General features: G+C 38.0%; 14 protein-coding genes. 6 read left to right on the top strand and 8 right to left on the bottom strand.

What is annotated here, in order from left to right; genetic code table 11:
• The first annotated feature begins 379 nt into the window (after positions 1 to 379).
• From H6H03_RS26865 to H6H03_RS26845, 5 genes are all read left to right on the top strand, one after another.
• Entirely contained in the window at positions 380 to 1825 is a 1446-nt protein-coding gene (locus H6H03_RS26865; RefSeq protein ID WP_190958107.1) for a serine/threonine-protein kinase, read from the top strand.
• Between the two features lie 278 nt (positions 1826 to 2103).
• Positions 2104 to 3669, top strand: a complete 1566-nt coding sequence (locus H6H03_RS26860) for an NACHT domain protein (RefSeq protein ID WP_190958106.1) — start codon at positions 2104 to 2106, stop codon at positions 3667 to 3669.
• Position 3670: 1 nt separating this feature from the next.
• Positions 3671 to 6028, top strand: a complete 2358-nt coding sequence (locus H6H03_RS26855; protein ID WP_190958105.1) for a WD40 repeat domain-containing protein — start codon at positions 3671 to 3673, stop codon at positions 6026 to 6028.
• 63 nt (positions 6029 to 6091) lie between these two features.
• A complete protein-coding gene (locus H6H03_RS26850) occupies positions 6092 to 8098 on the top strand; it encodes a WD40 repeat domain-containing protein (RefSeq protein ID WP_190958104.1) in 2007 nt (668 codons plus the stop codon).
• Between the two features lie 59 nt (positions 8099 to 8157).
• The gene (locus tag H6H03_RS26845) at positions 8158 to 9207 is read left to right on the top strand and encodes an AAA family ATPase (protein ID WP_190958103.1); all 1050 of its coding nucleotides are present in this window, start codon (positions 8158 to 8160) and stop codon (positions 9205 to 9207) included.
• Positions 9208 to 9289: 82 nt separating this feature from the next.
• Here the strand turns inward: H6H03_RS26845 and H6H03_RS26840 are convergent, their stop codons facing one another.
• Positions 9290 to 11452 (bottom strand): GumC family protein, encoded by a 2163-nt coding sequence (locus H6H03_RS26840; RefSeq protein WP_190958102.1) that lies wholly within the window; start codon positions 11450 to 11452, stop codon positions 9290 to 9292.
• 698 nt (positions 11453 to 12150) lie between these two features.
• Entirely contained in the window at positions 12151 to 13110 is a 960-nt protein-coding gene (locus tag H6H03_RS26835) for a ribonuclease Z (protein WP_190958101.1), read from the bottom strand.
• Between the two features lie 234 nt (positions 13111 to 13344).
• Here H6H03_RS26835 and H6H03_RS26830 point away from each other — a divergent pair, with 234 nt between their 5' ends.
• Positions 13345 to 14142, top strand: coding sequence for a class I SAM-dependent methyltransferase (locus H6H03_RS26830; protein WP_190958100.1), 798 nt, complete (start codon positions 13345 to 13347; stop codon positions 14140 to 14142).
• Here the strand turns inward: H6H03_RS26830 and H6H03_RS26825 are convergent.
• The 6 genes from H6H03_RS26825 to H6H03_RS26800 all read right to left on the bottom strand — a co-directional run bounded on the left by H6H03_RS26825 (position 14139) and on the right by H6H03_RS26800 (position 22580).
• Entirely contained in the window at positions 14139 to 14525 is a 387-nt protein-coding gene (locus H6H03_RS26825) for a PspA/IM30 family protein (RefSeq protein WP_190958099.1), read from the bottom strand. The two genes, H6H03_RS26830 and H6H03_RS26825, sit on opposite strands and share 4 nt — an antisense overlap.
• Before the next feature lie 222 nt (positions 14526 to 14747).
• Positions 14748 to 16631, bottom strand: coding sequence for a sensor histidine kinase (locus H6H03_RS26820; protein WP_190958098.1), 1884 nt, complete (start codon positions 16629 to 16631; stop codon positions 14748 to 14750).
• Positions 16632 to 16742: 111 nt separating this feature from the next.
• A complete protein-coding gene (locus H6H03_RS26815) occupies positions 16743 to 17420 on the bottom strand; it encodes a response regulator transcription factor (RefSeq protein WP_190958097.1) in 678 nt (225 codons plus the stop codon).
• A gap of 117 nt (positions 17421 to 17537) precedes the next feature.
• The gene (locus H6H03_RS26810; RefSeq protein WP_190958096.1) at positions 17538 to 18197 is read right to left on the bottom strand and encodes a hypothetical protein; all 660 of its coding nucleotides are present in this window, start codon (positions 18195 to 18197) and stop codon (positions 17538 to 17540) included.
• Between the two features lie 600 nt (positions 18198 to 18797).
• The gene (locus H6H03_RS26805) at positions 18798 to 20180 is read right to left on the bottom strand and encodes an HlyD family secretion protein (protein WP_190958095.1); all 1383 of its coding nucleotides are present in this window, start codon (positions 20178 to 20180) and stop codon (positions 18798 to 18800) included.
• Between the two features lie 249 nt (positions 20181 to 20429).
• Positions 20430 to 22580, bottom strand: a complete 2151-nt coding sequence (locus H6H03_RS26800) for a peptidase domain-containing ABC transporter (RefSeq protein ID WP_190958094.1) — start codon at positions 22578 to 22580, stop codon at positions 20430 to 20432.
• Positions 22581 to 22637 lie beyond the last annotated feature (57 nt).

Genomic DNA, 22637 nt, shown 5'->3' with positions numbered 1-22637 from the left:
AGGGGAGGGGTTGGGGGTGGGGTAAAATGTATGTGGGATAAGCCTTTGAGCTTAAGTTGACACCAATGGGCAGCTACGCTAACCACGCTTACGCATAGTGGGATAGATTATAGTTGCCAATGTCCAATAAGAATTACAAATTACACAATGTTGTACTACTCTTTACATTGATTTCAGTATCTTAATCAAAAAGGCAATTCGTGATATTCTCATACTGAGATACTAAAAATAAGTATGCAGCTAATACATACTTTATTTGTTTAGGATAAATTAATAATTTATATCAAAAAGTATGCACTGCCAAAGTTTTTAAAACAGGCAGTTGTAGACTGTTATTTCTAAAGAGTGCTTCCAAACAAACCTAAGTCAAGAAAACGTGATGATATCAACACTTTTGAGCGATCGCTATCGCATTATTAGCGTACTTGGAACTGGTGGATTTTGCGAAACATTCTTAGCGGAAGATACCCAAATGCCTTCGGGGCGACGTTGTGTAATTAAGCAACTCAAGCCAGTAACCGACAACCCAGACGTTTACCAATTGGTACAAAGGCGATTTCAAAGAGAAGCCGCTATTTTAGAAGATCTGGGAGGAGCAAGCGATCAAATTCCCACTCTGTACGCCTACTTTCAAGCAGATGGGCAATTCTACCTCGTACAAGAATGGATTTCTGGACAAACCTTAAACCAATACGTAAAACAAAACGGTTGTTTGAGCGAAAGTGAAGTAATTCCGATTTTAATCAGTCTGTTGAAAGTGCTGGACTTTGTACATAGTAAAGGCATCATCCACCGCGATATTAAACCAGACAATATTATTCTGCGTTCATCTGATGGCAAACCAATATTAATTGATTTTGGTGCAGTGCGAGAAACAATGGCGACAGTTATGTATCCAGAAGGCACTGTTAGTAATTCGATTATCATTGGTACACCAGGTTTTATGCCTAGCGAACAAGCAGCAGGACGCCCAGTTTTTGCCAGTGACTTGTATAGCTTGGCGCTAACAGCTATTTTCTTGTTGATGGGAAAATTGCCCCACGAATTGATGACAGATTCCTATACTGGAGAGCATGTTTGGGATAGGGATGCCATCAGTCCCAATTTGATGGAAGTTTTAAAAAAAGCAACTCAATTTGATGTTAGAGAGCGGTATTCCACTGCTAAAGAAATGCTGGATGCCTTGCAAAACATTGCCAGTTCAGCTGCACCGAAAGTACCGATGCACAGTCAACTGTCTGCTTTGACTAATTCTGTGATCCGCTTGCCAGCTGCTCAAAGCAGCAAACAAAACGCTATTTTTATTGGCAGCACTTTAATCGGCGGTGGATTAATCGGTGCATCGGTAATTATTGGACTTTTGTTAGCAAACTCTCGCTCTGGAACATATCAACAAACTACATCTTCCAGAATTCCAAAAACAGAAATTCATGAAAATTCTTCTTTGTCTCTTCCACCGGGAACATCAAATTATCAAATAGGGATAATCCGCGAATCACCAATTACAAATGCCGCTAATCTACCTAATTCTTTTTATTTTGTAGCAAATTCCACTTTGCCAAATCTACAAGCTGCCATCAACCAAGTCAAAATTTTACAATCCCAAGGAATTAGTCAATCAGGAGTGTTCTGGACACCAGATTACCCCAATTTATCAGAGAAAAAAAATTCCTTTATAGTTTATGTAGCCACCTTTAAAAACCGCCCCAATTGCATTAATTTTCTCAAAAATTACGGGCAAATAAACCCAGAAGCATATTGCGCCTTTGCCAGTAAAGATTTAAATGCACCAATGGCTAAAGTGTCTTTTAAAGAAATAAAGTGAAACATAATTGAGGATTAAAAGGCGAACATAGCAGTCCGATTTGATTTATGAACTTATTTATGTGGGTAAGCAAGAGGTTTATAGAACAATACGGTTTAGATAAGCCCAAAACTTCACCCCGCTAAACCTGTGCTTTAGCTACCCTCCCCAAAAATAAGGCTAAGGTAAAGAGTTAGGGCTGGGATTGTTTGATTATAAGTAATTTCACGTAAATGATGTTACTAAATATCAAGTATAGTATTACTCATAATGAAAATAGGAAATTTTGAGTAATAAACATGATAGAGTTTGCCGCCATTACTTCAGTGATTAGTAAATATGCTCCCCAAGCTAGTCAACTAATCATTAAACAAGCTCAAAAAAACGAAGTCGTTATCAAAATTTTACAAGAATTAAAGCTCAATCCTACCCAAATTCCCGATGATATTGATGGGGTTTATGCTTACACTCTAGTCAAGTATGGTGTATTTAAACCTGAAGCAATTTTAAACCTGTTTCGAGAGAAAGTAGTCAAAGATTATTTTTGGAATGCTTACAGTAATAGTGTTCCCTTTCAGTTTGTAGAGAATACTAAAAAATTTATTAATCAAAATAACGCGCTGAAAACGCAAATTATTACTGCAAAGATTAACTTTTTAGCTGAACTAGAAGAATTTGGCGAAGCTTTTATTGCAGTTGCTAAACAAACCAAAAACTCCAAATATCAGCCTTATCCAGATTGGAATTTAGATGTTTATCCCAAAGAGTTTAAAGCCTTAATCTTTGAAAAAACTCGCTTATTTTGCGGGCGTGATTTTGTCTTTAAGGCTATTCAAAAATTCTTCACAACTCAACCTAAAGGTTATTTTACTGTGATTGGGGATGCAGGGATGGGGAAAAGTGCGATCGCTGCTAAATACATCTTAGCTACTAAATTTCCTTGCTATTTTAATGTATTCGCAGAAGGGCGCAACAAACCAGAACAGTTTTTAGCCAGTATTCGCCAACAGTTAATTAAGCGTTATTCTCTCCAAAATGCAGACAACGCTGATTTAAGAACTTTACTGCAAAAAACCAGTGAAGAACTCAAAGGACAAAAACTTGCCATTATTGTTGATGCACTAGATGAAGTAGAACAAGAGGGAAATGGTAATCTTTTAGATCTACCACAAAATCTTCCTGATGGAATTTATTTTTTACTCACAAGAAGACCTTATAACCAAGAAACCAAACGGTTAACCTTGTCTCCAGATACTCCCGGAGACGAATTAGATTTAACAAAAAGTGATTATTCAGCTTTGAGTCAGGAAGATGTCAAAGAATATATTCACTTATTTTTGCAGAACGATTATAAACTGAGAACTTGGATTCAGGAACGCAATATTTCTGAGGATAATTTTACTCAGGAAATAGCTCTCAAAAGTGAAAATAATTTTATATATTTGCGCTATCTATTACCTGGAATCTCTGAAGGTAAATATAATGATTTAACTTTGAAAGGATTACCACAAGGTCTTCAGGACTATTATACAACCCATTGGCATCGCATGGGGATGGATAAAGAATCCAATGAAAAGAAGGTCAAAACACTCTATATATTGGTAGAAAGAGGTGAACCTATATCTCTAAATATGATTGCGGAAATTCTGGATGAGGATGAATATGAAGTTAAATCTGTGTTAAATGATTGGATTGAGTATGTAACACCGAAAGTCAATCCTGATGAAGAAAAAATTTACTATAGTATTTATCACCGCAGTTTTCTAGAATTTCTCAAAGGGCAAGACAAACTAGGTAAAGGTCGAAAACTGTTTAGAGAAGTTAACCAGAGCATGGCTAATTATATGCTCAAGGAGATACTCTAACATGGGAAACCTTGCTCATAAATTAGCCTCAAAAAATGCTGAGTTTCAACTTTTCTTTTTAGGACAATTCCCGGAAATCCAGTTAAAGGCAGAAAAGCCCAACCCAAAAGAGTATTATCTAAAAATAACTGATTTTGATTTTATTTCTCTGAAAATTCAACATCCTAAGCTGGGAGTAGAACCTCTAATTAGAGATTATGCTTTAATTGAAAATCCAGAAATATTGAATGGGTTAAAGGAAGAAGAGAAATTAGAACTAGAACAAATCAAAACCCTAAAATTAATTCAACGTGCGCTAGAGTTATCAGCCCATATTTTGAATCAAAACCCAAATCAATTAGTAGGGCAACTGTGGGGAAGATTAGAGAGCTTTCCTCTGCCAGAAATTCACAAAATATTGGCAGATGCAGCACAAAGTAAAACTGAAAATATCCGCTTACGTCCCATTACAGCCAAATTAACCACTCCTGGCGGAAACTTACTGCGTACCCTGACTGGTCATAACGCTTCGGTACGAGCAGTAGCCATCACCCCCGATGGCAAAACAGCCGTTTCTGCTTCTGAAGATAACACCCTGAAGGTCTGGGATTTACCGCAGAGAACAGAAATCTCTACCCTGGCTGGTCATAGCAGTTCGGTACTAGCAGTAGCCATCACCCCAGATGGCAAAACAGCCGTTTCTGCTTGTGAGGATAACACCCTGAAGGTCTGGGATTTACAGCAGAGAACAGAAATTTCTACCCTGACTGGTCATAGCGGTTCGGTACTAGCAGTAGCCATCACCCCAGATGGCAAAACAGCCGTTTCTGCTTCATATAGCTCGTGGAGCTTGACTTTTCAGGTGTGGGATTTGAATACGGGAATAGAAATTTCTACCTTGACTGGTGATGACTTCCGGGTAAATGCAGTAGCCATAACCCCAGATTGCAAAACAGCCGTTTCTGCTTGTGATGACAACACCCTTCAGGTGTGGGATTTGCACGCAGGAAAGCAAATCTCTACCCTGAGTGGCGATCGCAAATCGCTAACAGCAGTAGCCATCACCCCAGACGGCAAAACAGCCGTTTCTGCTTCATATGACTGGAACTGGACTCTTCAGGTGTGGGATTTACAGCAGGGAATAGAAATCTCCAACCTGGCTAGTCATCATGACGGTTCGGTGAAAGTAGTAGCCATAACCTCAGATGGCAAAACAGCCATTTCTAGTTCATTTGGCGACACCCTGAAAGTGTGGGATTTGCATACAGGAAAGCAAATCTCTACCCTGACTGGTCACAACACAAATGTAAATGCAATAGCCATAACCCCAGACGGCAAAACAGTCGTTTCTGCTTCTGAAGACAAGACCCTAAAGGTGTGGGATTTGCAGCAAGGAACGGAAATCTCTACACTGACTGGCCATAAAACATGGGTACTAGCAGTAGCAATCTCCCCAGATAGAAAAATAGCCGTTTCTGGTTCTGATGCGGAAATTATGAAGTTGTGGGATTTGCAGACAGGAAAGCAAATATCTAACCTGACTGATGATAACGGTTCGGTAGACTTTAGCAAAATAACTTTTTCTCGTTATCAAAACATCCTGAAGGTGTGGGATTGGGAGAAGGGAACAGAAATCTTTACTCTCACTGGTCATGACGAAAGGGTCAGTGCAGTAGCCATAACCCCAGATGGCAAAACAGCCGTTTCTGCTTCATCTGATAACACCCTGAAGGTATGGGATTTGGAGCAGGGAACAGAAATCTCTACTCTCACTGGTCATAATAGAGGGATCAGTGCAGTAGCCATCACCCCAGATGGCAAAACAGCCGTTGCTGGTTCTTATCAAACCCTGAAGGTGTGGGATTTGAATAGGGGAACAGAAATCTCTACCCTGGCTGGTCATAATGATTGGGTACAAGCAGTAGCAATCTCCCCAGATGGCAAAACAGTGGTTTCTGGCTCTTGTGACAACACCCTAAAAGTATGGAATTTGAATACCGGAACAGAAATCTTTACCCTGACTGGTCATCACGATTGGGTACAAGCAGTAGCCATTACCCCGGATGGCAAAACGGCTGTTTCTGGTTCACGTGACAATACCCTGAAGGCGTGGGATTTACGCACAGCAAAGGAAATCTTTACCCTGACTGGTCATAACGACTCGGTAAAGACAGTAGCTATTACTCCCGATGGTAAAAAAGTCGTTTCTGGTTCAGTTGACACCACGCTGAAGGTGTGGGATTTGAATACGGGAACGGAAATCTCTGGTTTTATTGGCGAACATTCTATAGATTGCTGTGCAATTTCCCTAGATGGATTGACAATTGTCGCAGGAGAATTATCCGGTCAAGTTCATATCCTATTGTTGGAAGGTGGTTAAAAAATGAATAACATCACCCAAAATACAATTGATATACTGTATCTGCTGAAGGAGATCGAATAAATGGGGTTAATTTCCAGTAAGTTAGCATCAAAATCAGCAGAATTTCAAAATTTATTTATAGGTCAATTTCCCGAACAACAATTAAAAGCAGGTAACTCGAAAAGATATTATCAAACTCTCACGGATTTTGATTTTATATCTTTGAAAATTAAATATTCTAAATTTGGAGTAGAAGCTCTGAATAGAGATTATATTTTGATCCACCGACCAGAGATATTGGAGAATTTAGAAGCAGATGAAAAACTAGAACCTGAACAACTGAAAACTCTCAAACTAATTCAACGTGCGCTACAATTATCAGCTCATGTATTGAATCAAGACCCAAATCAATTAGTGGAACAATTATGGGGCAGATTGCAGTGTTTTCAACAGCCAGAAATTCAGAAAATCTTGGCAGATGCAGCACAAAGTAAAAATGGAACTATCTGGTTACGTCCAACGACAGCCAGTTTAACCACTCCAGGCGAAAATCTACTGCTTACCCTGACTGGTCATAACCATTGGGTACAAGCAGTAGCCATCGCCCCAGATGGGAAAAAAGCCCTTTCTGGTTCTTGGGATAAGACCTTGAAGTTGTGGGATTTGGAGACAGGAAAGGAAATCTTGACTCTGACAGGTCATAACGACTTGGTATATGCAGTAGACATCACACCAGATGGGAAAAAAGCCCTTTCTGGTTCTGCTGACACCACGTTGAAACTGTGGGATTTGGAGACAGGAGAGGAAATCTTGACTCTGACAGGTCATAACGACTTGGTATATAGAGTAGATATTACACCAGATGGGAAAAAAGCTTTTTCTAGTTCTTATGACAGCACCTTAAAGCTGTGGGATTTAGACACAGGGAAAGAAATCTCTACACTCACTGGTTGTAGCAACTGGGTAAAAGTAGTAGCGATACTTGGGTTGGGCTACGCCAACGCCCCAGAAGGAAAAACAGCGCTGTCTGCTTCTAATGACAGCACCTTAAAGGTGTGGGATTTAGACACAGGGAAGGAAATCTCTACTCTGACTGGTCATAAAACAAGGGTACAAGCAGCGGCCATCGCCCCTGATGGAAAAAAAGCCCTTTCTGGTTCTGAGGAAGGAACCCTGAAACTGTGGGATTTGCAGACAGGAAAGGAAATTTTCACGTTCACTGGTCATAACTCATCAGTAGAAGCAGTAGCCATCGCCCCTGATGGTAAAACAGCTGTTTCTGGTTCAGTTGATAGGACTTTGAAACTGTGGGATTTGCAGACAGGAAAGGAAATTTCTACCTTCAGAGGTCATAATAAGTCGGTGACAGCACTAGCGATCGCCTTTGATGGCAAAACAGCTGTTTCTGGTTCTTGGGATAACACCCTGAAACTCTGGGATTTGGAAACAGGAAAGGAAATCTCTACCCGAAGTGGTCATAACGACTGGGTAATAGCAGTAGCGATCGCCCCTAATAGTAAAACAGCTATTTCTGGTTCTCGTGACAAGACCCTGAAACTGTGGAATTTGCAGACAGGAAAGGAAATTTCTACCCTAACAGGTCATAATGACTGGGTAACAGCAGTAGCGATCGCCCCTGATGGAAAAAAAGCCCTTTCTGGTTCTGGGGAAGGCATCCTGAAACTGTGGGATTTGGAGACAGCAAAGGAAATCTTTACTCTGACTGGTTATAACGACTGGGTACATAGAGTAGAGATCGCACCTGATGGGAAAACAGCCGTTTCTAGTTATACTAACTACGTTCTGAAACTGTGGGATTTGGAGACAGGAAAGGAAATACCTACCTCTGCCTTGACTGGTCATAACGGAACAGTAAAAGGAGTAGCGATCGCCCCTGATGGCAAAACAGCCGTTTCTGCTTCTGATGACAGCGCCCTGAAACTGTGGGATTTGGAAACAGAAAAGGAAATCTCTACTTTTATTGGTGAAAGTTCTATAGATTGCTGTGCAGTTTCTCCAGATGGATTGACAATTGTAGCTGGAGAAAAATCAGGGCGGGTTCATTTCCTGAGTTTAGAAAGTGCTTAATAAAATGAATCATCAATATCCCCAGATATCCGCCAGAATTTCTGCAATATTCAAAAAACATGAAAACAATTACTGAAAATCCCATTCATATCCCCAGATATCCCCCAGAATTTCAGGAAATCATTACCGCCAAAAATCAAAACTTTGTCGGTCGTGAATTTGTCTTTGCTGCGATCGACAACTTTCTCCATCAATGCGATCGAGGGTATTTTACTATTATTGGCGATCCTGGGATTGGTAAAAGCGCGATTCTTGCCCATTATGTGAGCCAAAATCCTGGCGTTGTCTATTACAATGTCGAAATTGCCGGAAAAAATCGCGTTGAGGAATTTTTGACGACGGTTTGCACTCAATTAATAGAAATTGCCCAAAGTCAAGGTAGTAAAAATATTGCTGATAGTTTGACAGACTCTACCACAGAAAATAGCACTTTTTTATCGTTGTTACTACAACAAATCAGCGATAGATTACATCCAGAAGAATGGTTAATTATTACTATTGATGGCTGTGACAGAATTGATATTAATAATCAACCACGCGGCTCAAATATTTTCTATTTACCTCGTTATCTGCCAGAAAAGGTTTATTTTATTCTCAGTCGTCGTCCATTTCTCACAGATAGATCGGGTTTATTAATTGAAGCTCCAGCGCAATCTTTAGATTTATCAGCCTACTCAAAACAAAATCGTGCTGATATCCAAGAATATATTAAAAATTATTTAAATACTCAGGATATTAACCATCATTTATTAACACAAATCAGCCAAGACGAAACGAATTTTATGTATGTTAGTGAAATCTTGGCGGCTATTAATCAAAATATTTATCCCAAAAACTTACACCTATATTACCAAAATCACTTAGACAAGATGAATTTAGCAACCAGTGAACAGCAAACTATGGCTTTACAGGTGTTAAATATCTTAGTTAAAGAGCAAGCAATCTCAATAGAAATGATTGCAGAAATATTAGATGAAGATGAATATGAAATTAAGGTAATTTTGGACAAATGGCGAGAGTTTTTACATTTCCAATCAATAGGAGCAGAAATAAATTATAGTCTTTATCATCCTAGTTTTCATGATTGGTTGAGCCAACAAAGGGTATAAGCGACGAGAGTCTCCAGATCCCCGACTTCTTTGAAAAGTCGGAAATCTAAATTTTCACGAATGATTAAGTTGGGCTACGATCCTATTTCACTTCATTAGCAATAATTCCAATTAAATTCAACTTACTCAAAATTTCAATAGCTTGAATTAATTGAGTTTGCTTGACTTTACCCATGCGCTCTACCATGACGATCGCGTTGCAAAAAGATGCGATAATCCTAGCATCAACGGTGGCTAAAATTGATGGAGCATCTATGAGTACTAAGTCATAGTTTTCTTCAAATAACTCAATTAGTTCTTTCATTCTTTGAGAACTCAGCAGCTTCACCCTATCTTCTGGAACGGGGCCAGCAGTCAAAATATCAATGAATGGATGAATGGGCTGAATGTAATCTTGAAAATTACTGGTCGTCTCATCAAGTAATAATAAAGATAGTCCCCAGTCATTGGTGAGTTCTAATACTTTGTGGAGGTTAGGATTCTGCAAGTTAGCATCAATTACTAACACCCGTCGATGCATTCGGGTAGCACTAGCCACTAATCCTAATACTAAAGTTGTCTTCCCTTCTGCTGGTAGTGCTGAAGTCAACATCAATGACTTGAAAGGCAAAGGATATTTGAATATTTTAATGTTTTGGTAGATCATGTCCAAAGTTTCATGGACAGGTAACTTGGCACTTGGTTCTACCATAGCAGGAGGTAAACTGCGCTGCTGATTCCAAGATAGATTTAAAAGACGCTTTTTAGTATGAAGCGATCGCAGTTTTGGTACCGTTCCCAGTACGCGCAGATTTGTCAGTTTCTTGAAATCTGCCGCACTATAAATAGTGTCATTAAACTTCGACAAAATCAAGGCTAGTAAAATACCTAAAACTGGCCCAATTACTCCTCCCCCAAGCAAATATAATAATTTGTTATTCCCTACATAAGTACCTAAAGCAGGTTCTTCCAAAACTTGCCAGTTATATCCTTCCTGAGAAATTTTCATTCCTAAGGATTGTTGTGCTTGAAGTAATTGTTCGAGGGTTTTATGGCTAGTTTCTACCTTTTGCCGCAGACGATTATATTCAGTTGTTAAGTTAGGATATTTGTCTAATTCCGCACGAAGTCGCTGTTCTGATTGCACTAAACTTTTCTCATTAGCAGTTAGCCCTAAAACATTTGTTTGTAGGAGAATTAATTCGTCTATTAGCTTGGGTTCGACTCCTACGATTCCAGCTTGTAAAAGTTTTTCGTCCTTACCAGCGTTAGTGATATTTTTCACTTCCTGCCGTAACAATGTTAGTTGGTTTTGGCGTTGCTGTTTGAGTTTTTCTACTGATGGATAATCATCTGTATAACGCAACCGTTCCTTAGCCAGCGCTAGTTCAGTTTTTTGAATTTCATTTAAAAGTACTTGGTAACGGCTTGATTGATTTAGGCGAGAAGAAAGTTGAGCATTCTGTTGGGAAGAAGATGCTATTTCTTGTTGTAGGCTATCGTAACGAGCGTTAACATCTTGAAGCTGGGCGCGAGTGTTTTGCAGCTGTTGTTGAATGTCAGCCAAAGATTCTAGCACGATTTTACTTTGTGCTTCCGGATCGACTAAATTATGTTTCTTGCGAAACTGTTCTAAATTTTTATCAGCTTGAGTGACCTCTTTTTTGATTTCGGGGAGACGGGTATTCACAAAAGCCAGTCCCCGATTTAAACGCTCTTTTTGTTGTTCTTTGTTGTAGTTTTGATAGATTTTTTGTAAAGCTTGAAGTATTCTTTGTGCTTTCACTGGATCGCCATCATTAAAAGACACTTCAAATACTTGACTAAACACTGGTTCGGCTGGTGTATTTGCCTCTTCTGTAGTCACTTTCAGAGGTGCGGTATATTTTTTTTGACCTTTGAGATATTCTAAGGTGATATCTGGATAATTAGGATGAAGTAAATCTACAGCTTTCTGAAGTAGCTTTGAACTCAGCATGAGTTTCATCTGAGTACTGTAATCAATACTTTTAGTGTCTGCATCTTGTGTGATATTATTTGACTGCGCTCCTTGAGATAAATTGGAACTCACCAATATTTGCATGGAACTTTGATAATTAGATTTGGCAGTGACAGCAAAGAAGCTGGCAAGTGACATAACTACACACCAAACCCCCAAAATCACAAAGCGTTGACGAAGCAAAATAGTAGGTATTTGTCTGATGTTAAACCTGCTTTGGACTGAGGTGATAACTTGTTGGTCTTGATTCAGACTAGTTTTAACCACTATCAAACTCCTCTAATATCGAAAGAATTTATTTCTAAGATTGTGAAAGACATTTTTGGAAATGATTTTTTTACACCTACGAAATACAAAAAATACTTATTTATTGTCCAAAAATTAAACCACTTGAAACGATCTTATGTCAACTAACGTTTTCATGTTCATGAATTCATGCATATAAATTTTCAATCAGTACTAAAACAATGTTTTTTCAATAAATCTTTATTTAAACAATAAAAATCTTGATAAAAAATTAATTAACTAGATGCTGTCGTAATTTAGCACATTACTAATAGCTAGCAAGGTTATTTTTTTAACTTGTTAGACCTTACGCACAGTCTACGATTCTTCTCTACGAAATGCTTCTCTAAAGGCAAGTTGCGTGTAGCTTGCTTCTCCATAGGAGTACGGCAAGTCGGTGTGAAAAAATCAAACTATGTTATCTTAATAAAGGTTAATTTAGCTCAAACCCTCTTTCCTTCTGCCTCCTGCCTTATTCTGACGATAAATATTCACAACCACCTACTTACAGCAAGTCGCAAACTGTCTGCGATAAATGAAGCTTTCTAGGGATTTTTGCGTAAATCCTACTTGTAATATAAAAAATATTTGGCTCAAAATCTTTAGTTGAGAGTAATATCAATAAGTTACAAGGGTATGATTGGTGGTTGATGTCTTGTGGGGTGGTAAAAAGAACATTTTTACACGCTTACTTTGGTTAACTCGACTTCGCGCCGCCTGGGTACTTCATGAACCATGAAATCATAAGCCATGTCAGTATTCTTAAAAATCGCACGGGCTTCCTGAAGGAGATCTTTTAACTCTAAGTTATTTCCGGGAGCATAGCGGGGACTAAAATGAGTCATAATCAGCCGATGTGCGCCAGCAGCTAAAGCTGTTTGGGCTGCCATTGTACTTGTGGAATGCAATCGTTGAAAAGCCATGTCTGCATCTTGATGGGCAAAGGTGGCTTCATGAATTAATACATCTACATCCTTCGCTAATTCCACTGCGCCATCACAAAAAACCGTGTCTGTACAATAGGCAATCTTGCGACCAATTTCTGTAGGGCCGCACAATTGGCTACCATGAATCACACGTCCATCCTCAAGGGTTACTGTTTCACCGCGCTTGAGTTGACCGTAAATCGGGCCGGAAGGAATTTGCAAGGCTTTGGCTTTTTCGATATCAAAGCGTCCTGTGCGGTCTTTTTCGGCTACGCGATAGCCAAAAGCCGTAATCCGGTGATGTAAATTACCACAGCTAACGATGAAGTCATCGTCTTCATAAATTATCCCTGGACGGATGGCATGGACTTTAATGGGGTAGGAAAAGTGTGTGTGGGAATAACGCGAGGCGGCTTGAATGTATTCGTTTAATCCAGGTGGGCCGTAAATGTCAATTCTTTCTACATTGCCAGCCAAGCCGCAAGTAGCAAGAAGTCCCATCAAGCCAAAAATGTGGTCGCCGTGCATATGCGTGATAAAAATTCGGCAGAGTTGGCTGATTTTTAGTTCACTCCGCAAAATTTGATGCTGAGTGCCTTCGCCACAGTCAAATAACCACAGTTCTGCCCTTTGGGGTAATCTCAGGGCGACGCTGGAAACATTGCGCGATCGCGTGGGTACCCCGGAACTCGTCCCTAAGAATGTTATCTGCACAGCTTTCTTTAGTCTTCCTCTTGCTCAAGTTGCAGCTCTATGTTTCTATAGTGGCACGGTTGATGAGCAAAATACTTTTTCTATTGGGCATAGGGCATGGGGAAAGGGAAAGGGGTAAGGGGGAAAGGTTAAATTTATCCCTTTACCCTTTACCTTTTAACCTTTCCCCCTGCCTCAAGAGCCTCCTCATCTCCCCACCTCCCCAATCCCTTCTAGCTTGAGACAATCCATACTATGAGCAAAAATTCAATAGATAATCGCAAAAAATTGGTTGCTCTCAGACATACTAATTTTCAAAAAAATTTATCTCTAAATCACCAGCTGATTGATTTAGTAAGGGATATAGATAGCCACGCGTTTTTAACAAACCCTGCCTCTCAAAACATTTTCCTTTATCTCACAGAATACGTGAGGGCTGTTTTAGAGTATTGGTTTGGGACAAGTTTGGATAAAGTACGCGTTCTTGATTGGGGATGTGGGAAAGGACATATTTCTTTTTTAATGCGTGAAATGGGTGTTCAAATTACTAGTTGTGATGTGGGAGGTGGCGGTGATTCAGCTTTCAATCAAATTACACCAATCATCGAAAAAGCACCTCTAAAAGTTGTACCTCTAGAACATCTCTATTTACTTCCCTTCAGCGATGCCAGCTTCGATGTTGTGTTAAGTTTTGGAGTTCTTGAACACGTTCCTAATGACCTTGCTTCTCTTGGCGAAATTCATAGAGTGTTAAAACCATCAGGACTTTTCTTTTGTTTTTTCCTGCCTTATTATCTTTCTTGGACTCAGAATTTAGCCCATTTACGGGGAGACTTTTATCACGATCGCTTGTATTCTCAAAAAATGGTTAAAAATCTCCTCAAGCAAACTAATTTTGAACTCCTTGACTTTTGGCACAGACAACTTTTGCCAAAAAATAGTGTTTCATATCCTAAATATCACGTGTTTGAATCTGTAGACCAATGGTTAACTACAAATACACCGCTCAAATATACTGCAACTAATATTGAGTTTGTTGCTGTTAAAAGTTAGGTTGCTTGATTTCGCCAATAAATAAGGCGGATTTGAAGAGTAGTGACATGAATAACATGTCGTTCGATTAAAGTTTTTAATTCTCGCGCTCTGGCAGTACAATTTTGTTTATGGGCTAATGCCTGACGAACTCGATCTTCACAAGAGTTTTTCAAGGCGATTTGAATTTCTTTTTCCCACGCCATCGCCAATGCTTGAAGGCGATCGTAATCTTTTTGAATAATTTCTTTTGCTGTATTTGACTCAGCAATAGCTTCATGCAAACTTTGAAGATAATGATTCCATGTGTCTGCTATCGGCTCAGTGTTTTTGCTATCACCTCGACTATTTTGATAATATAAATTTGATTTTATTTGGGTAAATGAGTGACTGATTTTTACCATGTTTTTACCCCTATTAATAGTTATTTTAGTCAGATTAACCACTTTTCAATATTGTGGAAATCTTGTTCTTAAGTATAGAAAATAGTAATTAGCCAAGTCATTGGCTTTTGATGAAGACTCAATTACACTATTAAGAAGAAAAAATGATAAGTTTGGGAACTAATTTATTTCTATAAAATACATATTTTCTTGGGTTTTAACTATATATATTATTCTTCATAATTATTTATTAAAGTACCAAACTTTAGTTACAGGCCAAGACAATTCACAGATTGTTCCTCTAGAAGAAAGAGGTACTCGTTGAAATTTACCTTTGAGTTGCTTTGCTAAATTTCTGAACTGTTGAGTACCGCGGCCTTCTCTAGATGAATTAACGCCCAAACCATCATCTATAATGCTCAAGGTGTACCAGCCTTCAGATGAAAAGCAAGTGACTTCGAGGCGAGTTACTCCCATAGCATGTTTACCAACATTGCACAAAGCTTCTTCCAGAAATCGGCATAGTCCTTGCTTTTGTTCTATGCTTAAATGTTGGTCATCTATCGGTTCAAAAGTACGAATTTTAACTTTGATAGTTCTAAAGCAAGGAAAGTCTCGCGCTAAGGTATAGCTATAAACTTGATAAAGAATTTCGTGTAAAGGATCTTGCAAATTTAAAACTAAAGTATTTCCTAAATAAAGGCTACTGTCTTGAGTTGGCGGTTCTCGTTGTAAAAAATCATAAATTCCTCTGAGTTCGTGGTTTAGTTTTTCAAGTTCATTTTCGAGTTCTGGGAGTAATTCTTTGATTGGCAAATCTTGATATTTAACCATTTTTAAAACTTTAGCTAGACTTTGCAATGGCCCATTGTGAATTGTTTCAAATGTGCGTTCAATAATATCTTGTCTGGCTTTAATTCCCGATCGCAAAGCTTTATCACATTGATATAAGGCAGTGAGTTCTATACCATTGAGAGCTAAAACGATAATTGTAGGAATTACTGGAACCCACCAGCCCCAAGTTAAAAGAAAATAGCAGGTAACCAGTAAACTAGAAGTTGTAGTAATGACAATGATGATATTTGCTAAAGGAGATTTACTCAATCGAGCGATCGCAATTCCTAAAAACCCCCAGGCAAAAATCCACAAATATTCCCATCCATCTGACCAAGTATTTAAAAGTGGTCTATCATCAAGGACAGCGCTGACAATTTGGCTAACAGCGTGTGCTTGGATTTCTACTGTATGAATTGGTGTTTTTGCAGAGTGCTTAGATGTATTTGCCGAAGTAGGTATCAAGTCTTTTGGACTAGGGGAAGTTATGCCGATAATTACAATGCGATCGCGTAACAATCTAGAATTAAATTTGTTGCTTTTAATATCATTTAAAGATATACTTCTAAATCTTTTTTGACCGCTACGAAAATTTAGCAGTACTTGAACTCCTGTGACATCAGTTCGGACATAGCCACCAGAGTTAGAATCAAGTTTTGGTAGTGGAGTATTGCCAAACTGCATTGTAGTGCGATCGCGAATATTATTTTTGAAGTTAATATTTTCATGAGCTAAATAAACTTCAGCTAAACGTAGAGATAAAGATAATTTTTCTCCTTGAGGTGTTGGTGTTATTAATAAACTTCGTCTTAATTTGCCATCAGCATCCGTAATTTGATCGGCAAAACCAATTTGTTCAAGAGAAAAATTAGGTGGCGGAGCAATTTGCTTGGGCAATATTTTTTCAATGGCGATTAAATTTTTGATATTTTTAAAAGCTGTCAACAGTTCTGTATGACCAGGGTTAACCGGAAAATCTCTATAAATATCAAGACCAATAACTCTAGGTTGACACCTGTGTATTTTCCATAGTAGTGCTGCTAAATCTCTATCTGATATTGAAGAATTGAGGAGGCGATCGTCTTGATTAATGCCAACAATTATAATTCGTTCATCTATAGGTTCTTCAGGACGTAGACGCAGGAAACTATCAAAAGCTAGCCACTCTAAAGATTGCATTGAACCACTCAGACGAGCAACTATCACCAGTGCAATGACTATAATCCCTGGGAATACACCTACACGCCAAATACGAATTTCTTCTTTGATTATTTTCCAGAGCTTAGGCTGCATCAGCTCTCCTCCTAGCCTTTAGCTATAAATAATTATTTACTAAATTTTAATAATTAAAAGTATTTTTTACTAACTATTAATAACAGAAAACCCTTAAATATTGACAAGTAGTTAATCAATTAAGCCTTCTTCTCTAGCCCGGATTTCAGTTTGGATACGAATATTTTTCCCTTCATCAGGATAAACATTTAAAGCATCTTGTAGCTTACTCCAGTAATGACGCACCATACGTTCAGATATGCACATTCGTTCAGCAATAGTTTTGTCTTGTAATCCTTCTTCAAACGCTAAAGTCAATACTCTCAGCCACTCTGCTTTAAACTCTAATCCTGAATAGATTCCTTTAATATCTTTTGTATGAGTTAATCCCTGTAATGCCCAATCAACTCTAGTCAACATTTCTTGGGTGGAAAGACTTTTATCAGCGACTGTAAAACCTCCTTTATGGCTATCAATATCAGGTCTAATTCTCACTAATGTTCTGACATGAGCAGTTTGGACAAGAATATTCAAGTTGGGATAGTGTTTCATAAAAATCCTAAGTAATTGAACACCCGTGTCAGGTCGCGCTGTGATTCCATAATTTTCTGGAATGGAAAGATCCATAACTACAAGATCTAGCTGTAAACTACTCACTTTATTCAGAGCATTATTAGCATTTATAGCAGTGACAATTTCAGCACCAGGGTAATGTTTTTGTAAAATATCTACTGTTCCACTTAAAACTGACTCATGGTCATCAATGACTAAAATTTTCAGCAACGACTTTTCGGACATTTCTTGTTTCATAATTCACAGCCTGCTGATTAAGTACATATTTAAAAAATCTTGATAATTATCTACAATAACTAATTATTTTTATTAAAATATAAAGAAATATTTGAAATAAATTCATAAATATAATAATTACCAATAAAAATGCCAAGTAATCCTCAGGTTATTGGTTCGACTAAAACATTTACCTGAGGTTAGTAATTGAAAACTATCACAAAGATAGTTTAATTCTGGTAGTGTAGAATGGAGAAAAAATGTAGATACATTAGAATAAGTAATTTCTACAATTAATTTACCAATAGTCTTTTGTTGCTTTAAGTTGATATAAATTGATGTTAATGCCAGAACTTCTGCTAAAGTTATGGTCAGTAACTCATTTAAAGCCGTTAATACAACTAAACTGCGTTCCGCTGGCTCATGCCGCCAATAAAGGGGCAAATCAATTTGAAAATATAACTGAGGATTGGATACTAGCCAAGGTTCTAATAAGTACTCAATAGCTAAGGGAAAACTGTCTTGAAGGGATGCTGGAAATAAGCGATCGCTCAGTTGCACTAAAGAGTGATGAAAATTGTCAATTTGCTTTAAGCATTCTTGAATTTTATTATCTGATAAATTCAGATTATCTACTGTCAATAAATCTAAATTGCGGCGTATTGTAAAAGATTCCTGTAACAAATCATCCCGAATTCTCTCTGCTTCTACAAAGAGTTTAATTGACTGTCTAGCAGACCACCATTGCAATGAACGTTGAATTCTCTGATAAGATGTCAGAAACCATACTAGGGACATAACGTAGACAATTCAAAGTATAATTTTCGTACACAAGTTCAGGCTCACATAATATTGTTATGTCAGCTATTTTAGTAGCATCAGAAAAAAGTTGTATGCAACCCCCGGCATATTTAATCTAAAAAAATGCCAACGTGTACAAAATAATTGCCAAAAAGTGCAACGAGAATTTATCAAGATTTTATAATGTATCATTAGCAAATTTTAGATGAAATTTCCTGTATTTGCTACATTTAAAAAAGACAAAATTCTCTTCCTTGAAATAAACACGGAAGAAGGAGCTATCATAGGTAAATACTAGAAATATAGCAAAATTCAGAATAAGCTACGCCCCGGTGCGCTAACAGAATTCAGGACTCAGAATTCAGTATTCAGTATTCTGAAATCCTGATTTATTAGTTTTTAGTTATTAACAAGAAAGAATAAAGGCGTCAGTAGCCAGAATTCACTTGGATATCTTGTATAACTAGCTGATATAGCTTGCTTATCCGTAGGATTAGAAATGGTGAAACACTACACCTTTCTTGAAATTTAGTGGTCTACAATTAGTAGCGGATTGAAATTCTGTACTAATTGATTCTGATTATTGAATTCTTATTTTTAAATATCCGTGACTAATCTGGCCTTTCTCAGTATGAATTGTAATGCTGTCTCTTCTTGGGAGATAATATTAGCTTTTGCATTCATCCCTGATTGAATATGACATTGAACTTTAGCATTACCAAATTTGAGCATTTTGGGCTGAATTGTGGCTTCAAAATAACCAGTATTGGTCTTGCTATCCACAGGTATAATTACATCTGGAGAAATGCTAGTAACAACACCTTCGAGAGTACCATAATCAGGATATGGGCAGGCGTCAATTCGCAATTGCACTTTTTGGCCAACTGCAACTTTTTGAATTTCAGCTGTGGGAATCATCGCTTTAATAACCAAAGCAGCATCCTGAGGAACAATTTCAGCAATAGATTCGCTAACACCCACAACTTGACCAGGGTTTCGTAAATTTAGCTTGAGAATTGTACCGTCACTAGTGGCGCGAATAATGCTGTTTTGGAGTTGAGTTTCAATTTGTTGAACTTCTTTTTGATATTGCTTGAGTTGGGTTTGCATTTCCACTAGCCGCTGCATTAAAGCTTGTTTTTCTTTATTTAAAGTGGCGATGGTTGCTTCACCTCTAGCAATTTCTTGAGAAACGCGTTCTTCGGCGATCGCGATTTTTGCCATGCTAGGATTGACTATAGCTTGGGCTGATTGTAGTTTAGCTTTAGCAATTTCGATGGATATTTTTTCCGATTCGACTATTAATTTAGTCTGTTCAACAACTAGTTTTTTCTGCTCAAATTCCCGGCGACCAATCGCTCCCATTTCTGCTAATTGTCCATAGCGATCGCTATCCATTTGGGCAAAGTCTAAATCTGCTTGAGCTTTTTGCAAATTTGCCTTGGCTTTTTGCAAACTAGCTTCTGAAACTAACAATTCACTTTGAGTAGAAACTTTTCGTTCTTGATACTCTCGTTCGTTGCGTGCCAAATCTGCTTTTGCAGAAGAAACACTTCGTTCTATAAATCTTTTTTCAGCCGATATCTGAGTATCTAAAATAGCAATTTGCGAATCAATTTGAATTACTTGTACTCTACTTTGTTCGATATTGCTTTGAAGTTGACTTTTTTTGATTTGCAATTGTCGCGTATCCAGACGAGCAATGACTTCTCCTTTTTTGACAATTTGATTTTCTTTCACAAAAATACCTTCAACAGTTCCCTCCATTTCTGGTTGCACTAGCTTAGTATCGCCGATTGGACGAATAGTCGCAGCAGTTTCCACCATGACATTATATTGAATCCATGAAGAAAGAGCGATCGCAGAACCAATAGTTCCAAGGAGTAACGCTCCAGCTAAAGATGTCCAAGTACTAATAGGAGGAAGAAATTCATCCTTTTCCAGTGATGGTACAAACTTTTGATTATGGGTATAAAGCATATTTCTCCTAATAATTGAAAAAAGTATTTGCAAATCATAAGTCAGAACTCAGAATTCTGAATTATGAATTATGAATCATTTTTGTAGAATTAGCAGATTTTATGGAAGCATTTAAATAATTAAACATTACACCAAATCCAAATTTTATTAGTAAACAAGACTTTTAAAACCTCTAAAATATTAGTAGTAATTCCAACTCAATTAATAATTTTGCTTCTGAGTTCTGAATTCTGACTCCTGAATTCTGATTCAAGGTATTAAAAAGTCTATATGGTCTCCTGGTTTTGTTCGCAGATCTTCCAAAGAACCTTGAAGCTTTAACTTGCCACTATCTAGCAATACAATCCAATCAGCTCGATTAACTACCTTTGGGCGGTGAGTAATTAAAATCGTAGTTTTACCGCAGCGATGTTGAAATAATTTATCTAAAACTTGTGCTTCACTTACTGGATCGAGTCCACCAGTAGATTCATCTAAAATTAAAACTGGCGGATCTGTAACAATAGCTCTTGCTATTGCTAATCTTTGACGTTGCCCACCAGAAATATTTGCACCAAATTCACCTAAAATAGTTTGATATTTCTCAGGCAAATTATTAATAAATTCATCAGCTTCAGCTATTTGACAAGCTCTGACGATTTGCTCAAACGTAACATGTGGTGCGCCTAAGCGAAAGTTTTCAACAATCGAACGACTCCAAAAATGAGGCTCTTGGGGAACAAGAACAACCTGCTGACGTAGACAATCAAGAGAAAGGTCTTGGATGTTATAAAGTCCAATAAGAATATTCCCAGATTGCAGTGGATATAATCCAGCAATCAATTTCGCCAAAGTACTTTTACCACAACCAGATTTACCGATAATCGCAACAACTTTTCCACCAGGAATACTTAAAGAAAAGTTATCTATTAAGTCAAGCCGACCAGCATAATGAAAGTTAATATTTGTACAAACTATATCAACATCACCGCGTATTTCAGCAAAAGCCTTTATCTCATCGCCCTCATTTTCAGCTGTGGCGTCTATAACTTCTGTGAGACGTTGTGTAGCTGTTTTTGCCCGCGTAAATTCTTCAACAAAACTTATTAAAGTACTAATTAATCCCAGGAAATTACCATTCATTGAGTTAAAAGCAAGTAGCTGACCAATGCTGAGGTTTTCTGCGGGATTAATCACTAAATTGCCGCCAAACCAAAGCAAAATCACCCCACCAATACCTGCAACAAAACCAGAAAATGTATTATTGATAATCCCAATTTGGATTGTACTAAATGTCACGTTAGCTAGACGAGAAAATCTACTTTGAAATTCGTCCCAAAATTGTGGTCTAGATGTGGTAGTTTTGAGAGTTAGAGCGCCCTTAAATGTTTCTACTAAAACCCCTTGTGTTTCTGCTTCTTGAACTAATAATTCGCGAGTTTTTTGTCGCAAGGTCGGCTGGAATACTATGGTAGATATGCTCATCATCATAGCAATAAATACAGCAACTACCGTGAGTTTCCAGCTATAGAAAACCATGAAACTAAAAGAAATTACAGCAATGAAGAATTGACTTGGTAAAGTAATAATTAAGCTGGCAACTAACTGATTAATTTGGCTAATATCTCGTAGACGGCTGACAATTTCACCGCTACGTCTGGCTTCGTAATAAGACAGGGGTAATCGTAAAATTTGCCGCCCAAATTCCAGAACTAAGCTTAATTGTAAACGTTGGGCAAAGTGAGCAATTAAGTTAGATTGTACAAATGAAAGACTACGAGAAATAACATTCATCACTACCACAGCGATCGCTACAGTAGTCAGTAATTTTGTATCGCCTCGAACCAACACATCATCAGTCAGAATTTGCAGCAGAAAAGGAGAAGCTAAAGACAGCAAACCCAACGTTAAATTCAAAGGCAAAACTTGAGCTAAAATCGCACGATAATTCCAAACACGTTTGAAAAAACGCCAAAAGCCGCCAACTTTATCACCATCTTGAGCAAAAAAGCGTATTGGATCGGGCTCTAATAAAAGTATTAGCCAATCTGTCCAGCCTTCTGTTATCTCTTTTAGAGAAAGATAACGCACACCTACTGCTGGATCTGCAATTAAACATTTTTTGCCTTTCTTACCATATAAAACAACCCAATGATTCCCTTTCCAGTGAATAATTGCTGGTAGTGGTGCCTCATTCATTCGATTGAGAAGTTCCGGCGAAGTTTTCACTGGACGAGCATTAAAACCGAGTGTTTCTGCTCCACGTTTTAGCCCCAATAAAGTGGTTCCAAATTGTCCAGTACCTACCGCTTCCCGGATGCGGCTGAGAGTAAAAGTACGTCCATAATATTTAGCGATCGCAGCAAGACAAGCAGCTCCACAGTCTTCTTTGCTATGCTGTTTCACAAACTGGTATTTCATAAGTAAATTACTCTACATAATGACAACTAGCGCCACACCGCAAAAAGAACATTACAT

The sequence above is a fragment of the Nostoc paludosum FACHB-159 genome (assembly GCF_014698835.1).
In the GTDB taxonomy this organism is placed as follows: Bacteria; Cyanobacteriota; Cyanobacteriia; order Cyanobacteriales; family Nostocaceae; genus Nostoc; species Nostoc paludosum.
The sequence above is the reverse complement of the archived record's forward strand: the minus strand, read 5'-3'. Positions and strand labels throughout refer to the sequence as shown.